The sequence below is a fragment of the Stenotrophomonas sp. SrG genome (genome assembly GCF_050031795.1).
GTDB classification, from domain to species: domain Bacteria; phylum Pseudomonadota; class Gammaproteobacteria; order Xanthomonadales; family Xanthomonadaceae; genus Stenotrophomonas; species Stenotrophomonas rhizophila_A.
The window spans coordinates 48,320-65,472 of the sequence record NZ_JBNBBE010000006.1 but is presented as its reverse complement, the minus strand read 5'-3'; the positions used below and the strand labels follow the sequence as shown (position 1 = coordinate 65,472).

17 protein-coding genes are annotated in these 17,153 nt (G+C 65.7%); all 17 read left to right on the top strand.

The genetic code is table 11. From position 1 onward, the window contains the following. Positions 1-1,042, top strand: a 1,042-nt coding sequence (locus ACQG3P_RS07335; protein ID WP_426804659.1) for an FHIPEP family type III secretion protein, incomplete at its 5' end; no start/stop codon positions are given. Next, complete coding sequence (locus ACQG3P_RS07330; protein ID WP_068853572.1) at positions 1,039-1,434, top strand: hypothetical protein; 396 nt, start codon at positions 1,039-1,041, stop codon at positions 1,432-1,434. The genes ACQG3P_RS07335 and ACQG3P_RS07330, both read left to right, overlap by 4 nt. After that, the gene (locus tag ACQG3P_RS07325) at positions 1,431-2,729 is read left to right on the top strand and encodes a FliI/YscN family ATPase (RefSeq protein ID WP_426804658.1); all 1,299 of its coding nucleotides are present in this window, start codon (positions 1,431-1,433) and stop codon (positions 2,727-2,729) included. The genes ACQG3P_RS07330 and ACQG3P_RS07325 overlap by 4 nt, the downstream gene beginning before the upstream one ends. After that, the gene (locus ACQG3P_RS07320; RefSeq protein ID WP_426804657.1) at positions 2,713-3,159 is read left to right on the top strand and encodes a hypothetical protein; all 447 of its coding nucleotides are present in this window, start codon (positions 2,713-2,715) and stop codon (positions 3,157-3,159) included. Before ACQG3P_RS07325 ends, ACQG3P_RS07320 begins: the two co-directional genes overlap by 17 nt. After that, complete coding sequence (locus tag ACQG3P_RS07315) at positions 3,150-4,403, top strand: hypothetical protein (protein WP_426804656.1); 1,254 nt, start codon at positions 3,150-3,152, stop codon at positions 4,401-4,403. The genes ACQG3P_RS07320 and ACQG3P_RS07315 overlap by 10 nt, the downstream gene beginning before the upstream one ends. 77 nt (positions 4,404-4,480) lie before the next feature. Next, the gene (locus tag ACQG3P_RS07310; protein ID WP_426804655.1) at positions 4,481-5,350 is read left to right on the top strand and encodes a FliM/FliN family flagellar motor switch protein; all 870 of its coding nucleotides are present in this window, start codon (positions 4,481-4,483) and stop codon (positions 5,348-5,350) included. Further along, positions 5,347-6,012 (top strand): EscR/YscR/HrcR family type III secretion system export apparatus protein, encoded by a 666-nt coding sequence (locus ACQG3P_RS07305; protein ID WP_095363516.1) that lies wholly within the window; start codon positions 5,347-5,349, stop codon positions 6,010-6,012. Before ACQG3P_RS07310 ends, ACQG3P_RS07305 begins: the two co-directional genes overlap by 4 nt. A gap of 2 nt (positions 6,013-6,014) precedes the next feature. Continuing rightward, positions 6,015-6,272: a type III secretion system export apparatus subunit SctS gene (gene sctS, locus ACQG3P_RS07300; RefSeq protein ID WP_068853566.1), complete on the top strand. Its 258-nt coding sequence runs from the start codon at positions 6,015-6,017 to the stop codon at positions 6,270-6,272. A 4-nt stretch (positions 6,273-6,276) separates the two neighbouring features. Continuing rightward, entirely contained in the window at positions 6,277-7,068 is a 792-nt protein-coding gene (gene sctT / locus ACQG3P_RS07295; protein ID WP_426804654.1) for a type III secretion system export apparatus subunit SctT, read from the top strand. Further along, complete coding sequence (locus ACQG3P_RS07290) at positions 7,065-8,177, top strand: EscU/YscU/HrcU family type III secretion system export apparatus switch protein (protein WP_426804653.1); 1,113 nt, start codon at positions 7,065-7,067, stop codon at positions 8,175-8,177. The genes sctT and ACQG3P_RS07290 overlap by 4 nt, the downstream gene beginning before the upstream one ends. Before the next feature lie 84 nt (positions 8,178-8,261). Continuing rightward, entirely contained in the window at positions 8,262-8,795 is a 534-nt protein-coding gene (locus ACQG3P_RS07285) for a SycD/LcrH family type III secretion system chaperone (RefSeq protein ID WP_093533441.1), read from the top strand. Further along, positions 8,792-10,606, top strand: a complete 1,815-nt coding sequence (sctE, locus tag ACQG3P_RS07280) for a type III secretion system translocon subunit SctE (RefSeq protein WP_426804652.1) — start codon at positions 8,792-8,794, stop codon at positions 10,604-10,606. Before ACQG3P_RS07285 ends, sctE begins: the two co-directional genes overlap by 4 nt. A gap of 37 nt (positions 10,607-10,643) precedes the next feature. Next, positions 10,644-11,918: a hypothetical protein gene (locus ACQG3P_RS07275; protein WP_426804651.1), complete on the top strand. Its 1,275-nt coding sequence runs from the start codon at positions 10,644-10,646 to the stop codon at positions 11,916-11,918. Between the two features lie 7 nt (positions 11,919-11,925). Beyond that, the gene (locus ACQG3P_RS07270; protein WP_426804650.1) at positions 11,926-13,023 is read left to right on the top strand and encodes an IpaD/SipD/SspD family type III secretion system needle tip protein; all 1,098 of its coding nucleotides are present in this window, start codon (positions 11,926-11,928) and stop codon (positions 13,021-13,023) included. A gap of 214 nt (positions 13,024-13,237) precedes the next feature. Continuing rightward, positions 13,238-16,078, top strand: coding sequence for a hypothetical protein (locus tag ACQG3P_RS07265; protein WP_426804649.1), 2,841 nt, complete (start codon positions 13,238-13,240; stop codon positions 16,076-16,078). Further along, a complete protein-coding gene (locus ACQG3P_RS07260) occupies positions 16,075-16,323 on the top strand; it encodes an acyl carrier protein (RefSeq protein ID WP_093533437.1) in 249 nt (82 codons plus the stop codon). Before ACQG3P_RS07265 ends, ACQG3P_RS07260 begins: the two co-directional genes overlap by 4 nt. Beyond that, positions 16,323-16,946 carry a lytic transglycosylase domain-containing protein gene (locus ACQG3P_RS07255; protein WP_426804648.1) on the top strand — a complete coding sequence of 208 codons (624 nt, stop codon included), beginning with the start codon at positions 16,323-16,325 and terminating at the stop codon, positions 16,944-16,946. The genes ACQG3P_RS07260 and ACQG3P_RS07255 overlap by 1 nt, the downstream gene beginning before the upstream one ends. Positions 16,947-17,153 lie beyond the last annotated feature (207 nt).

Below are 17,153 nucleotides of genomic sequence, written 5' to 3'. Positions count from 1 at the left end.
TGGCGGCGCCGCGCCGCCGGCCGCCAAGGGCGACACCGCCAACGCCCGCCTCACCAGCGAAACCCTGCCGCTGATCCTGCTGATGCCGCCGTCGCTGCATGAGGCGGGCGTTGCCGGCCAATGGGAAGAGCAGCTGCGTCACGACGCCTTCGTCAACACCGGCATGCAGCTCGCACCGCTGGTCCTGCGCAGCCACACCCCGGCCAGGGACCACGAGGTCAAGGTGCTGATCAACGAGATTCCGGCAGCGTCCTCGCACGTGGTCAGCGGGCACGTGCGGGTCTGGGGCCGGCAGGACGAACTGGAAGCACTCGACATGGGCCTGGTGGTACCGCACGACGGCGGCACCGCGCGCTGGGTGCTGGCCGACGCGCACGAAGACGTCCGCGCACTCGGGTGCGATGTCTCCAGCGACTACGAGGAACTGCGCCGGCTGGTGCACGGCGCGGTACAGCGCAACATCGGTGAGCTGTTCGGCATCCAGGAAGCCAAGCATGTCCTGGACGCGTTGGAGAAGCGCTTCCCCGAACTGGTCAAGGAAACCTACCGGCACATGCCGATCCAGCGCGTGGCCGAAGTGCTGCAGCGCCTGCTCCGCGAGGACGTTTCCATCCGCAACATGAAGGTGGTGCTGGAAACCCTGGCCCAGTGGGGCCAGCGCGAAAAGGACGTGATCCTGCTGGTGGAGCACGTGCGTGGCGCACTGGCCCGCTACATCTCCGCGCGCTTCGCCCGCGATGGGCGCATTCCCGCGATCCTGGTGTCCAGCCCGGTTGAAGACCAGATCCGCGCCGGCATCCGCCAGAGCCAGGGTGCGGCCTACCTCAACCTGGAGCCGGCCGAAGCCGGTGAGCTGATGGATCGCTTCGCCCTGCATGTCGGCGAAGTCGCCGCGCACCGCCCCGACGTGGTGCTGATGGTCGCGCCGGACATCCGCCGCTTCGTCAAGCGCTTCATTGAAACCCGCCTCCCCTCGACCGCGGTGCTCTCGTTCGCCGAGATCTCCGACACGGTCACCCTTGATGTGATGAGAAGCTTATGACCTCCCTGCTGGATACCCTCAACTCCGCCCTCAAGGAACTGGGCTGCGACCCATCGCGGTTCCAGTTCGACACCCACTCCTCGGTGGTGATGGGCTTTGCCGACGTGGGCGAGCTTCTGCTCGATCCGGTGGACGACATGGTGTACCTGTGGGGCCGCCTGGATACTTCGCCGGCCGAGCGCTTCAGCAACCGTGCCGATGAGCTGCTCACCGCGCTGTCGGCACCGGCCGCGCACTTCGCCAATGGTTGCCTGGCGCTTCGCCAGCTTGAAGACGGCTGCCTGGTCGGCGGCGCGCTGCAGCCGGATTGTCGCCACGAATCGAGCCTGCTGGCCGCTGCCATCGAAGGGTTCCACGCGCGCGTGATCGAACTGCAGGCCCTGCTGCGGTGACAGCGGCCACGCCCTGCTGGCGCCCTTGTGCCACGCCGGTCGCGATGCGGGCCGGCGAGCTGCGGGTACCCCTGCCGGATGTCGCGGTGGGCGAGCACTGCCACGTGCGCCATTCGGCGGGCGACGACCGTGTGCTCACCCATGGCGTGGTGACCCGGGTCGACCATGGCGTGGCCACGCTGGCGCTGATTGGTGCCCCGGTGCGGCTGGCAGCCGACGTGGTGGTGGCTGCCACCGGTCGCCTGCTGCAGGTGGCACTGGGCACGCATCTGCTCGGGTGCGTGCTGGACGGGTTCGGTGAAGTGGTGGAGCGGCTGCGCGATGGCGAAGACGCGACCGTAGCCGGTGTATCGGCACCGGTGCAGGCTGCGCCGCTGGACTATCGCCAGCGCCGTGCCATCCAGACCCCGTTCGCCACCGGCATCCGTGCCCTGGACGCTCTGCTCACCGTAGGCGAAGGCCAGCGCATGGGGGTTTTTGCCGCAGCCGGGTGCGGCAAAACCACCCTGGTGGAGATGCTGCTGGCCAACGCCGACTGCGATGTGCGCGTGGTGGCGCTGGTGGGCGAGCGGGGCCGTGAAGTGGCCTCCTTCGTCGATGCCATCCGCCACGGTCCAGCGGCCACGCGCACCATCATCGTGCAGGCCACCTCCGATACCTCGCCGGCCACCCGCGTCAACGCGGCGATGGTGGCCACCCGCATTGCCGAATACTTCCGCGACCAAGGCAGCCGGGTGCTGCTGGTCATGGACTCGGCCACCCGCTACGCGCGCGCGCTGCGTGACGTCGCATTGTCGGCCGGCGAACCGCCGGCACGGCGTGGTTTCCCCGCGTCGGTGTTCGAAGCACTGCCACGCCTGGTGGAGCGCCCGGGCAACGCACAGGCCGGAAGCATCACCGCGTTCTACACCGTGCTGCTGGAAGACGACGCCGACCCCGACCCGGTCGGCGAGGAGGTCAAATCGTTGCTGGACGGCCACGTGTACCTCAGCCCGCGCCTGGCCCAGCGCGGCCACTTCCCGGCCATCGACGTGCTGCGCAGCGCCAGCCGGCTGTACCCGCAGCTGGCCAGCGAGCGCCAGGCCGCCGCGGCCACCCGCGTGCGCGCGGTGATGGGCCGGTTGGATGACCTGCAGCTGCTGCGCGACATCGGCGAGTACCGCCCCGGTGCGCAGCCCGAGCAGGACGATGCGGTGGCCCGCGAACCGCGCCTGCTGGCATTCCTGCGCCAGCCGCTGCACGAGCCGGTCACCTTCGATGCGGCGGTGGAGGCACTTGATGCGCTCGCCCGCTGACCCCGTGCGGCTGGCCACGCTGCTGGAGCATCGCGCCCACCGCCTGCGCCGCGACGCCCGCGCGCAGGCAGAGCAGGCTGCGCAACGGGACCGCGAAGCGCAGACCCTGCGCAGCGCGGCAGACGAGCGCCTGCAGGCCGCGCAGCTTGGCGAGGAACACGGGCTGGACCGCCAGCGCCTGTTCGAGCGCCTGCGCGGCGTCGCCATTGCCCGGGCGCACGTCCTGGAATGCGAACTGCGTGCTGGCCACCTGCAGGAGCAGGCCGGCGACGCCCGCGAGCAGGAACAGGAACTGCGCCATGCCGCCGCCGGTAACCACTCACGCGCGCGCCGGCTGCAGGCCGTCGGCGTGCATATCGACCAGAAGCACCGGCAGGCGCGCCTGCGCCGCCAGGAGCGCCAGATCCAAGAGGAATACACATGTCGTTGAAGATCCAAGAACCGCAGGTTGCCGTCATGGCGGCCAGCCCCGTCGACGCGGTCTCCCTGAGCGAGCGCGTGCAGGCCAGGCAGCCCCAGCCGAGCGCGCAGCACGCGGCCGAGCGGGCTCCTGAACCCACTGCCGAAACCACCGCTGAACAAGCGCCGGAGCAGTCGCCTTTCCCCGGCGACGTCGCGATGTGGGCGCCGGACGAGTCTGACAGAGACGTTGAGCAGGAGTGGGCGCGTGATTCCGCACCCTTGCCGCAGCGTGAGGTCCACATCCTGGCGACGGTACAACGCGAGGGCGGCAGGGAGGGGCAGGACATCGCCCACCGCGCTCGGCGCGGAATGGCCGCACACGCGCAGGCGGCTGCAGCGCCCGTGCTGCCGGCCATCACCTCACGGCCGCTGCCGACGGTGGCCAGTCCTGCGGCCCCGATCATGCCCGGCAATGAACCCGCGGCGCTGCTGCCAGCAGCGGTGGAGGGCAGCGTCCTGCCCGGCGCCAAGGCGCCGGCCGCCACGGCGCCCAGCAACGCCACCGCCAACCTGCACGCCGCCTCCCTGAACGGTGGCGCGGTGACCGATACCGCAGAAAAGCCCGGCCCGGCTGCCGCTTCGGCACAGGCCGCCACGGTCACCACGGCATCAGCACTGCCTTCGCGGATGCAGCCGGGGCAGGGCGAGCGGACCGCACGTGATGCATCGCCTGGTGCGTCGGTGAGTGCCGGCATGATGCGTACGGCGCCTGCAAGGGATGTCCCGGTCGCTGCGGCAGCTCCCGAACCGTCAGCGCCGGAACTGCTGCCAGCCGCCGGCCGCCCCTCGACGGACCTCGCGCAGGCCGCGGCTGCCGCAGGTGCCACCGTGATGCCGCAACCGCACACCGGCGAAGCCGCGCCCGACGCCCAGGCAATGGCCGACGCGCGGCGTGCCGAAGCCAACCTCGGCACCCGCCAGCATGTCCGCGCGGTGCGCCAGGCCGAAGCGTTGCAGACGGCCATGGCCCAGCGCGCCGACACCGCCAGCCACTTCAACGTGTCCTTCAAGAGCTGGGGCGCGGGTGCGGGTCACTCGGTCAGTGGACGCGTGGACGGTAACCGCCTGGTCCTGCAGCCGTCCTCGGCACGGGTCGGGCAGGCACTGTCTTCCGCGCTGGCGCCGCCGGGCGCTGAACTGCAGATCGCCGTGGAAAGCAGCGACAGCGCCACCGACGAACGGCGCCGCCGCGGCGGCCAGGGCCACGCATGAGCGCGCGGCCCTGGCCCTTCCCAACGCTGACACCGGCCCAGGCCACCCAGGCGGCCAACCTCGCGGCGTGTGCACGCATGGGCATTACGCCTGACCAGCAACCGTTGCCGACGCGCGGCGCCATGCTGCGTTTCGACGTGAGCGGGCGCGGCGGCGTGCTGCGTCTGGCGCTTGCCGCGGACCAGTGGTGCCCGGCGATGCTGCCCGCGATGGGCGGACTGGCCTGGTCGGAGCTGGTGGACCGCAACGCACTGGCGTGCTGGCTGCCCGAGCGACCGCTGCTGGACATCGCCGCTGAGCCCTTCCATGGCGCGCAGGTAACGCTGCAGGACGTGGTGCCCATCAACGCGCTTGCGATGGGGCAGGGCGCGCAGCCCTGCCTGCCCACCGCGCAGGGGCCTGCCTGGATCGAACACGCCGGGTGCGCCGCTGCGACGCCCTTGGCCGCACCGCTCCGTGCGCTGCGCGTTTTCACGGATCTGGGTATCGCCCGTCTTTCCCTGCCGCTGCACCGTCTTCGCGGCCTGGCCCCCGGGGCGGTACTGCTCCTCGACCAGCTGCTGCCGGTCGCCCGCACGGGTGGCCGCCGCCTGTACTCCTTCGACTTCACCCTAGAGACCATCTCCGTGAACACACCCTTCGATTTCCTCGACGACGACGACGGCAGCGCCGAGATCGCCCCTTCCGCCCCGGCACCCACGGCCGCCACCGCGCCCGGTATCGACATCAAGCGCCTGCCGGTAACCGTGGACGTGGTGCTGTGCCAGCTGCAGCACGCCATCGGCGAACTGGACGGGCTGCAGCCCGGCACCGTGTTCCACCTGCCCGCCGATGCCTGGAAGCAGCTGCAGCTGCGGGTCAACGGCCAGTTGATCGCCCGCGGTGAGCTGGTGCAGGTGGGTGACCAGCTCGGCGTACAGCTGGCGCAGGCGCCCGTGCTGCCATGAATTTCGTCAACAACGACATCTCGCTGATCGCGGTCATGTCGATGGCTGCGTTGCTGCCGTTCCTGATCGCAGCCGGCACCTGCTACCTGAAGTTCTCCGTGGTGTTCGTGCTGCTGCGCAACGGCCTGGGCCTGCAGCAGGTGCCTTCCAACATGGTACTCAACGCACTGGCGCTGATGCTGGCGTTCTACGTGATGCAGCCGATCGTGCAGAACATGTACGACGCCTACCTGGCGCTGGACGCCCCGCTCAATTCGGTGGCGGCGGTGGTCACCTTCCTCGACAGCAGCCTGGACGGCTATAAGGTCTACCTGGCCACCTACTCGGACCCCGAGCTGGTGAAGTTCTTCGAGCGCGCCCGCCATGCCGAAACCGGCATGCCGGTACCGGACCTGGAACCGCATGAGCGCTCGCTGTTCGCGCTGATGCCCAGCTATGCGCTGAGCGAGCTGAAGGATGCGTTCCGCATCGGCTTCTACCTGTACCTGCCGTTCGTGGTGATCGACCTGGTGGTGTCCAGCGTGCTGCTGTCGCTGGGCATGATGATGATGAGCCCGGTGACCATCTCCGCGCCGATCAAGCTGATCCTGTTCGTGGCGATGGATGGCTGGAGCCTGCTCTCGCAGGGTCTGGTGCGCCAGTACCTCGACGTGCCGATGTAGCCATGGACGCGATCATGTTCATGGGCAACAAAAGCCTGCTGCTCATCCTCCTGCTGTCGGCCGCGCCGGTGGCCGTGGCCACCATCGTCGGCCTGGCCATCGGCCTGTTCCAGACCGTGACCCAGCTGCAGGAGCAGACCCTTCCCTACGGCGCCAAGCTGCTGGCGGTGATCGCCTGCCTGCTGGTGCTGATGACCTGGATGTCGGCGCGCATGCTGGATTTCGCCCGGCTGGCGCTGCACACCGCGCTGAACGGGTAGGGCAGTGCAGCTTTCCGCGCTCGACACCGAACTGGTCGCGCTGGCCCGCGACCACGGCCTGCCGGCGCTGCTGGGCATGGCCCGCATCGGCGCCTGCCTGGTCTGGATTCCGTATCTGTCGCCGGGCGTCATGCCGGCGAAGATGACCCGGACCGTGGTGGCGATGATGATCCTGATCGGCCTGTGGCCGTCCACCGCCGGCGCCACGGTGCCGCCCGACATCCTCTCCATGGCCGGCGTGGTGCTGCGCGAAGTATTGATCGGCACCGCCATCGGGCTGGTGGTGGCGCTGCCGTTCCACATCTTCCACGGCATGGGCGCCATCATCGACAACCAGCGCGGCGCCGGCATCGGCGCCATGCTCGACCCGGTCAGCGGCATGGAGGCGACCGAGACCTCCAACCTGCTGCAGCTGATGAGCGTGGTGGTGTTCCTGGCCACCGACGGCATGATCGTACTGCTGGAAGTCATCCAGGACAGCTACGTGCTGATTCCCATGGGCGGCGTGCTCGCGCTGGACCTGGCGCGCGTGCAGGACTTTGCCGGCACGCTGCTGGCCGGGGCGGTGCGCATGGCGCTGCCGGTGCTGCTGCTGCTGTTCCTGGTGGAAGTGCTGCTTGGCGTTCTGTCGCGCTTTGCGCAGCAGATGAATCCGTTCTCCATCTCGCTGGCGGTGAAGTCGTACATCGCCTTCATCGCGCTGCTGTTCTACCTGATGCCCACCGTGGCCCAGCAGGTGCCGTTGATCCGCGACAGCACCGACGCCCTGCAGCTGCTGCTGGCGGTGCCGAAGTGAAGACCGAAAAGCCCACCCCGCATCGCCTGCTCAAGGAATCGAAGAAGGGCAAGAGCTTCGTCAGCCGCGACCTGGCCGGGTTGACGGTGCTGGTGGCCGGGATGGTGGCCATGACCACGATGATCTCCAGCCGGGCACTGCACGGCTTCTACCGTGGCATGGCCGAGCGCGGCTTCAGCCTGACCCCAGCCGAGGCCGCGTGGCAGGCCACGGTGGCCTTCCTGTGGATTGCGGTGCCGGTGGGTGCTGCCGCCATCGTCGCCGCCGTGCTGATCTCGCTGGTGCAGAGCCGTGGCGTGATCGCCGCCGAAGCGGTCCGGATAGACCTGGCCCGGGTGAATCCGATTTCCGGGTTCAAGAACCTGTTCTCGCTCAAGACCATCAAGGGGCTGGTAACGGCGGTGCTGTACCTGCTGGCAGGCATCATCTTCGCGGTGCTGGCCTGGAAGCTGTTCGCACCGTCCCTGTTCGCCCAGGTGCAGATGCCGGACAAAGCCGCCGGCGCGCTCTGGTACAGCGTGGGCTGGCGCAGTACGGCGCTGCTGCTGGCGGTGCTGTCGCCGATCGCGCTTGCCGCGGCGTTCGTCGAATACCGGCTCTACATCCGCGAGATGCGCATGGAAAAGCACGAGGTCAAGCAGGAGCACAAGGACCACAACGGCAATCCCGAAATCAAGCAGCGCCGCCGCCAGATCGGCGAGGAGCTCTCGGCCCAGGTGCAGTCCGATATTGCCGGCTCGTCGATGATCCTGGCCAATCCGACCCACATTGCGGTGGGCATCTTCGTGCATCCCGACTACCCGGGCCTGCAGTTCGTGTCGCTGCGTGAACGCGGCAACCGCGCACGCAAGGTCATCGCCTTTGCCGAGCGCCTGGGCATCCCGGTCGTGCGCGACATTCCGGTCGCGCGCGCGGTTTATTTCAAGGCGCGCCGCTACCAGTTCGTGCCGGCCGAGCTGGTCACGCCCATCGCCCGGATCCTGATGTGGCTGAAGGACATCGAGCGCAACCATGCCGAAGCGCCATCAGATTCCGATCCTTCCGCTGATTCTGCGCCGGATGCGACACCCGGCCTTGACGTCACGTCCCCGCGTCCGCCCGCCGGATGAGTGAAACCCGAAAGCCTCTCCTTCGCACCCCCGCCACACTGTGCTTGTCCTGCAGCGCCGTTGGCACCAACCCGGTAACCCACCATGACTTTTGCCCCCGACGCCCCCGCTGGATCCGACACCGACCAGGCCCAGCTTGATGAACTTGCCCAACTGTTGTTCGAAGGTGCCCAGACCGGAGCCGCCATCAAGGATCTGAAAGGGGTCAGCGATGACCTGCTGGAAAGCGTGTACGCGTATGCGCACCGCTTCTACACCGACGGCCGTCTGGACGAGGCCGAAACATTCTTCCGCTTCCTGTACCTGTACGACTTCTACAACGGCGATTACGCACTGGGCCTGGCCGCTGTGCTGCAGATGAAGAAGGAATACGCCAAGGCCATCGACATGTACGCGCTGGCCTACGCGCTGCTCAAGGGCGACGAACGGCCGATGCTGCATGTCGGCCAGTGCCACCTGGCCATGGGCAAGCTCGCCATGGCCAAGGGCTGCTTCGAAACCGTGCAGCTGCGCTCCACCGATCCGGCCCTGCTTGCGCGGGCCAAGGTCTACCTGCAGGCGCTGGCCAGCAATGGCGACGCCCCTCCCGATACCACCGAGGAAACCGATTCCGCATGACTACCATTGCTTCCGCCGGCGCCACGCCGCTGGCTTTCACTCTCCCGCCGGCGGCAAGCGCCGAGGGCGCCGCCAAAGCTGCTGCGGGCTTTGGCTCGGTGCCACTGCAACGCATCCAGGAGATCGACAGCCAGGTCCAGAAACTGCTGGCCGATGCCGCAGGCGAGCGCCACGGCACCTCGACCGAAGCGGAAGCAACCCATGCCAACGCACCGGCATTGCGCAAGGCCGACATGCCGCGCATCGTCCGTGCAGCGATGCAGCAGGCCAGCGCCAGCAGCGCCCCGCAGACGCCCATGACCCCGGAAGCGGCCATGACCCTGCTGGCGATGCAGCTGAGTGAGCTGATCACCGAAGAGAACGGGCGCAGCCTTGCCTCGCAGCTGGAGCTGGTGAAGCAGCGCCTGGCCCAGCGCGCCGCTTCGGCGGCGGAGCTGTCCGAAGCCATCCGTCTGGCGCAGGCGCTGGTCGATTCGGCAATGGGCGAGGTCGGCACTGCCGAAGGCGAACTGGCCGCAGCCCTGGAAGCCCTGAAGCAGGCCGAGGCCGAAGTGGCCCGTCTGGAACAGGCGCTGGCCGATGCCCCGCCGGAAGAGCAGGACGCCATCCGCGCCCAGCTGGAAGCCGCCAAGAGCAAGGCCGCCGAACAGCAGGCCCGGGTGGGCGAGGCAACCAAGGCGCTGGCAGAGGCGGTGGCCGTGCTCGACAAGGCCTTGGGCGATCTGGAAGCCTTCAAGAGCGCAGCCGACAGCCTCGACCCGAACGGCAGTGTCAGTGCGCGTGGCGATGAAAAGGCCCGCACCAATGCAGCAATGCTCAGCGAGCTGCTGGCCGTGCTTCAGGAAATCATCGGCAAGGCCAACGACAAGAAGCTGGAAGAGGACACCCGCCTGCTGCAGGAGGTCTTGAAGCTGCGTGAAGCCGAGAACCTGCGTCGCTCGCAGGAGTACCAGGATGAGCTGGCCAAGGCTGAAGCCGCCCAGAAGAAGATGGGCTGCATCGGCAAGATCGTCGGCTGGGTAGTCACCGTGGTCGCCGTGGTGGCTGCCCCGTTCACCGGTGGCGCCAGCATGGTGCTGGCCGGCGTCGGCCTGGCCTTGGCCATCGGTGAAGAGCTGGGCCTGGACGTGATGGGCAAGATCATGGAACCCATCATGAAGCTGGTGATGGAGCTGGTGAAGCAGGTGGGCAATATCATCGGCGACGTACTCACCTCGCTCGGCGTGTCGTCCGCGTTCGTGGACAAGATCAAGGACGTGCTGGGCGTCATTGCGGTGGCCGCGATGATCATCGCCGCCGTGGTCCTGACCAAGCGCCTGGCCGGCACCGTTGCCGTGCAGCAGCTGGCCAAGGCCGTGACCCGCGCTGTTTCGGAGGCGATCAGCAAGGCCCTGCCACAGATGATCAAGGCCGCCGCGCGCTCGGTCAGCCACACCGTGGATGACGTGGCCAAATCCCTCAGCAAGACGATGGCCAAGGTTACAGGCAGCAATGCCGACACCCTGGCGGTGCGCTCCGGCCAGGCCATCAAGGCCTCCCATACCCTGCAGTTCGCCAACCAGGCCAGCCAGGGCGTGGGCTCGATCATCATCGCCGAGATGTACGTCGACGCCGCCAAGCTGCTGAAGGATCTCGAGATCGGCCTGGCGGACAGCAAGATCTTCCGCGATCTCATCCAGAAGATCCTGGAGTACTTCATGCAGACCAACAACCTGGTCGCGGATCTGTTCCAGCAGATGACCAACGTACAGGAATCGCAGCACGACACCGCGCGGTTCGTCACCGCCCGCATCGGCAGCGCCAACGCCTGAGCGCGTTGACCATCCATCACTACATCCAAGGAATTCCATGCCTCTTGACATTGCCAAAACATCGGGTCACGCCACCACCTTCATGCCGCTCAACACCGCGCTCAAGCAGCCGACAAATGGGGCGGTCTCACCAGAGGAGATGAGTCTGACCACGCTGGCTGCGCTGGTCGAGGCTGTCACCTCCGCGACAACCGACGAGCAGCGCACCCGCGGAAAGGGCGGCGGCGCCTCGACGGTGCAGCTGCGAGAGCCGGCGATGGACGACCAGGCCGCCAAGCTGGTGCTGGCGGGGGTCATCATTACACTCCCCAATCTGTTGGCCGCACTGGCTACTGCCAGCGATCCGATCCAGTACGAGGCCGGTGCCGGGACCCGTGTCACCGAGGGTGTCGCCGTCCAGTCGCAGCCGCGTGCTGACGTCAATGGGCCGGCGGCAGTGATGTCACAGGTTACGGCGACCGGGATGGATACCGATGTCGCAGACCGCTCGGCGCAAGCAGGCGCCTTCATCAAGAGCAGCCCATTCAGTAATCTTCTGGCCCTGTTGCGGCAGTTGCTGCTCAGGTTCGAAAAACTGGACCGCGACAACAGCGCGCAGATGGTGGAGATACAGCGACAGATCACCATCATTGCCGGGGAAAAGGGAGTCGAAAAGGCTAAAGAAAGCCTGGTAGGCGCCGTCTGCGCGGCGGGGATGACCGCTGCAATCGGCGCCGCGGCGCTGAAGCAGACGTTCAAGTCCACGTCGATGCAGGTCCGCTCCGCTGATAAGAACGTAATGGACGGCAACAAGCTCGACGCCACCGTAAAGTCGTCAAGCGGCGTCGCCAAGGGCAACACGACGCCAACCGCCGACATGCGCCCCTCCCGCGGTGTGGACGGCACGCCAGCGAAGGCTGGTCCTGGCGGCGATCGACCGAGTGCTGCCGTGCAGGCGGACGCCGATGCGCCGCCGGGAATGAAGCACATCGGTCGCGAGCAACCTGCGGCGGGTGGCGTAGACGAGCTCCATGCGGATCACCCGGAGGTGGGCGCGAGGTCCCAGATCCCCGCTGGCAACGCCATGTTGCTCAACATGATGGGACCCGGTATCGGCAACGCGGTGGGCTCCGGCGTACAGATTGAAGCCGAGATGACCGAGGCCGAGCGCCAGCTGTTGCTGCAGGTGGCCGATGTCTTCCGGCGCATTGCGGATGAACAGCAGGACCAGTCGGCCCGCTCGCGCGAGATGCGCGACGCTGCAGCGCAGCTCTACGAGAGCCTGCTCAACCTCATGTCGTCCACTTCCGCCCACATCATTTCAAAGTCCTGAGAACTTTATGGAAATCATCAAGAGCACCGCCGCACGGGCGGCCATGTATCCCCTGCAGAGCCTCCAGAACGACATCAAGCAGAGCACCATCGAAGCGCCTGCGCTGGACCCGGAAACCCGCTCGCGCCTTCTCCAGCTGGGACAAACTGCGCGTAACGCGAGGACCGCCATGGCCCAACAGCAAGCGCTGACAAGCGCGCTGGAAGCCGACGGCCTGGGGACGCTGGGGCCGGCGACAACGGAGGTGCTTGCTGACTCAGTTGCCATGGAGGACCTGAAGCGGAGGAAGCAGAAGGAGTCCGAGCTCGCCAGTGCGCTGCAGCAAACCCTGCAGACGTCAACGCGTCAGCAGACCGATCTGTTGCGCATCTTCTCCTTCCTCATGCCGCAGATCGTGGTGGAGGATGAAGACAATGTGGGCCTGCCGGGCCTCGAGGCGCCGATGCAGAATCCGGCCGATATGGATATGAGCGGCCTGATCTGGAACTCGCATGCTGACTTCTTTGCACAGATCAGTGCACTGCTGGAGGTGCTGAAGACCGAGTGGCTGAGCAAGTACCAGGACGCGCTGTCGACCTTTCTGGAGTTCTACAAGGAATTCTCCGACATCATGGAGGACTTGAGGCCTATCGCTTCGGGTGATAAGGGCGACATCGAAATTGACTTCCGCGCAGTCCATGCGCGACTTAAGACGCTCATGGAGACGTACGGCATGGACACCAACGCGTTGGCGTCGTTCTCTTCACACGCGGCTGCACAATCCTTCAAAGACTCACTGGGCCTGCCCGGACTTGAGGTCAGCGGTCCCGCCGACGATGGGCGCTACCACATCAAGATGGATCTGTCGGCAGTCAAGGACATCAAAGAGAGCATGGAGTACTCGCTGATTCCGGGACTGCCTGCTGTGGTGATCATGGATAGCGCTCAGTACAACGCGTGGGTCTCTGCCAAAGACAGCAACATGGAGCAGATCAAACACGTCAGCAAGGTGCTGGGTGAGAAGCTCAATGAAATGACCCAGAAGTTTGACAACATCGTGAAGATCCTGAGTTCGTCGATCGAAAAGATGTCCGAAGCAAACAACGCTTACGTCCACAACACCTGATAGTAGTCGGTCTTGCCGCGGGTGTTTTTCCGTCGTGATCCGCTCACTCCTGCCGGCGCTGGTATCCAGCGCCGGCAATCTGGTTGGCGGCGGCTGAACGCGGCCGTGAAGTTCGCCAATGTTGTAAAGACCTTCGGCTCGCGCATCGGCAACATGTCCGAAGCACATGAGTTGCGTGCGCAATGCCTGATTGCGCACTCCCAGGAGAACAAGCATGCCAGTACAAGTTGCGCAGTCGACGCCGATTGCTCCCCCCCGGTCGGACCGCTTCGACCTTTCGCGCGCTGTAAAGAAGATTCCTCTTGACCGGGTCGCCAATGCTGACCTGCCTGCCCCCTGCCAGATGTCCAGAGTGACGGGCGTCCACCGTCAAAATGCCCACAGCGGTGCCGTCAGTGTCTGCTACGACATCATGGATCGTGCACGCGCTGGGCTTTCCGGACGCGACTTGGACGCTATGAACAGGTCCCTCCAGCTGCTCGGCCGCAAAGCCACTGAACACTTCGGAAATCTTCTGCAGATGCATCTGACTGCAGCCGGAGCCTTGCACGCCGGTGTGTCGATGCGCCTTGACGAAACGCCGGATGATGCGGCATTGATCCGATGCAGGCGGAAGCTGGAAGACTCGATTATCGCGATGGGTATCAAAGCCGGTCGCTGCAAGACCGTCCCGGATGGCGGTTACCACGGCGATAAGCGCAGCGCGAAACTGACCGACGCAATGGCCGTGGCAAAGCAGCGCATGTTGGAATGTGCCAAGACCCTACCGATGGCCGGGTTGCTGGAAGATGTTGCCGCCGCGATCCTGCCGGGCCCGTTGATGGACAGCATCAGGGAACGCCAGGAGAACCCGCACCTCTTCGCCAAGGGCGAAGGCGGGGCCGACGTGATGCAGGTTCTGCAGAAAAAAATGTGCGACGACCTTGAGAAGATACTGCAGGCGCACATTGACGCCGGTAGTGTCGAGAATCTCATGGTTGCGATTCTGGACCTGCTGAAGCTACCCGAATATATAGTTGAGGGAGATCCGGGTCGCGCCGGTACTCCCGAGCCGCCGCGCGACCGCTCTGAGCTGCCGCGCGACCTGCAGAGGTTGATCCACGACAGAAACGGCCACGGCGGCTGCACGAACATCAACCATTCGCCGACCAACATCGACTTCAGCGAGTTCGGCAAGGCACTTGAGCGTGCGCAGCTTCCGCTCCATGAGCTTTTCAACCTGTTCGACCGATCGCGGGCGGATGCGTACGAGTTAGGTCGGCTGACCGAGATCGTCCGCCATCAGGACCAGCGCATTGATAAGCAGGATCAGTACATCGACAAGCTGGAACGGATGCTCAACGAGTCACAGCAGCGCTACGAGACCTTCGCCAATGGAGCGGGTGGGGCGCGGGTGCCTCGAGGTACCCAGGCGCGGCCCGATGTCCTCGATCAAGGGACGTCTACATCCGATCTTCTCCCCAAGAACGAGCCGGCACCTCCGGTGCCGCCGCGTGGCGTGAACGCCGGCAACGGCAATGGTGTGGTGCGCGCGGATCAGGAAACCGAGACCAAGCAGCGCAACCAGTTGGACAAGCGCAACCAGTTCGATCAGCGCAACGAGAATGCCCTGAACTCGCAGAACGGCGAGGGCACCCAGCATCTCCGCAGGAATGTGGACAGCCAGGGTAACCAGAAGGACACCCGCACGCTGGGTAACCAGAGTAATCAGAACGAACAGGTCGATCGCCAGATCCGCAACGCATCGGGCAACCAGTTGTCGCCAGACGGCCGGTTGGACGATATTGCCCATCCCGACGCTCAGCAGCAGCGTGGCCACCAGCTTCAGGGCCGGGATGAGACCGATCATACCAACAGCCGACTGCAGCGGCAGCAGCGTCTGGGCGATACCCAGCAGCGTCTGGAGGTGCAGCGGGACGAGCAGAATCGCCGGCTGCAGGATCGCAATGATGGCAGCCGCTTGGGCAACGCTCATGCGCCGTTCGCAGCCGCCGGCCCGTACCAGGAATACAGGCACTACCTGAGCTTGCTGGGTGTGGACGTGGGGCCGCTGGAGCCTGATCAATCCGCACCGACGGGCGAGCGTTCGTACAAGCCGGACCGTCAGTGGAAAGCGGGTAGTGGCTCCAACCCTGTCGCTCAGGTCGAGCCCAGCGACGTGAAGAAGTACGTCGAAGAGCGCAGCAAAAATGCCGGTGCGCCCTTCGTTCCGTTCATGAAAGGAAAGGTCAGGCCAGTCCCTGTGCAGGAGAAGACCGAGTTGCAGAAGGCGTTTGATGCCTTCTTCAAGAAGAGCCGTCTGATCTCGCCTGATCCGCGAAATGCGGCCGACTCCTCGGCGCAGCATAGCCCGGAGGGGGGCGCCACTCCGAGTGCTCGCTCGCCGGGCGTAGACGCGTTCAAGCCACCTGCCCTGCGTACGTTCACGTCGCGACGGCAAGCAGGGCTGCTTTCACCCGCCCTCGTGCGCAGCGGTGTCGCGGAAGGTCGTCGGGACGCTGACGTGCGGTCGCCGCAAGCTCCGGCAGGAACCGGTCGGGCACTCCACGCTCCACTGATCCCGAATGGCCCGCTGGCCGAACCGTCGCGCCCGGCACGGGCGTTCGGTATCCCTGCGCCGGCCCGGTCGGTCACCCTGCCGTCCGACAACTTCCGCAACAGTTTGCTTCGCGGCCGTTCGGATTCGGTGTTCAGCAACGCCAGCAGCACACTCAACCCGCTGACGCTTGAGGCGATCAGGGGCTCGAAGATGCCCGGAGCCATCCTCTCGCGCCAGGAATCTTTCGACGACGCGTTGGAAGCAGAGCGGGATGATGAATCCATCATCGTCGCGGCCGACACAAAGTGGCACGTTTCCGATGGCGTTGATTCCGGCAATGGGTCGCCGACCGGCTTCGGCTCGCTTGACAGCGCATACTGGGATCCGCAGACCCTTGATCGGGTTGCTGATCGCATTTCAATAGACGACAAGTCCAGGTTCATCGAGAGCCGGGAGGCAGTCAGGCGTGACCTCGACCAGATGAACCTGCAGAAGCTGCAGAAGATCGCATCATGAGCGCCGGGTTGAGCCTGCAGGACCTCCGCAAACTGACGGCCGCCCATCTGGGGCGGCCGTTGGAAGAGATCGGCTCGCAGCAGCGACTGGTGGAGGACCTGGACATTGATTCGCTGGAGATGCATGCGCTGCTGATCCAGATCGAGGAGGCCGGGGCCCCATTGCCGGATGCCGAAGCCATGCGTGAGGTTGTCACGCTGGCCGACCTGTATCAGGCGATCGCTGGCCCGGATGCACTGGCGTGATGCGCTGGACGGTCGGGGTGGTGGTGGCATTGGCCGCCACCGCCCCGCCAGCCAGTGGTAGCCAGGTATTCGCCACCCTGGATCGCAATGGTCAACTGCAGGTGTCGAAAGCCCCATTCGTGGGCGCAAAGGCGTTTGACCCGCACCGACTCTACATGCCTACAGCGCGCAAACCCATGGCAACTGGCCCCGGGCCATCGCCCGCGGCACCGACCGCCATGCCCAAGGCAGCAGCACACTGGAACCCGTTGATTCAACAGGTCGCCGTCGAATACGGCGTGGACGCCCGCCTGGTGCACGCTATCGTCCGGGTCGAATCCGCCTACAACCACCAGGCACGCTCGCACGCCGGCGCGCTTGGTCTGATGCAGGTGATTCCCGCTACCGGCAAACGCTTTGGTGCCGAGAACCTGCTTGACCCGCTACAGAATCTGCGTGCTGGCACTGCCTATCTTGTATGGCTGGAGCGTCGTTTTGGGGGCGACTTGGAGCTGGTACTGGCGGCTTACAACGCCGGTGAGGGCGCAGTACTTCGGCACGGAACAAGAATCCCCCCCTATCTGGAGACTCGCCGCTACGTCGAGAAAGTGACTGGGTTGTACTACGGGAGGTCACGTCGATGATCTGTGGTAGCTCAGCCTGCGAAGAGAAATTCATGTCGGCCACAGTCAAGGAATTCATGCATGCCACGTACATCGGGATTGCCAATCGTTGCGCCGTCGCGGCCGGTCGCGCCATCGCGGTTCAGTATTGAGAAGACACTCCGCAGTATTCGATTGGAGAGAATTGAGAACCGCCCGCCGCCGACGTTCGACTACTGTCACTACGTG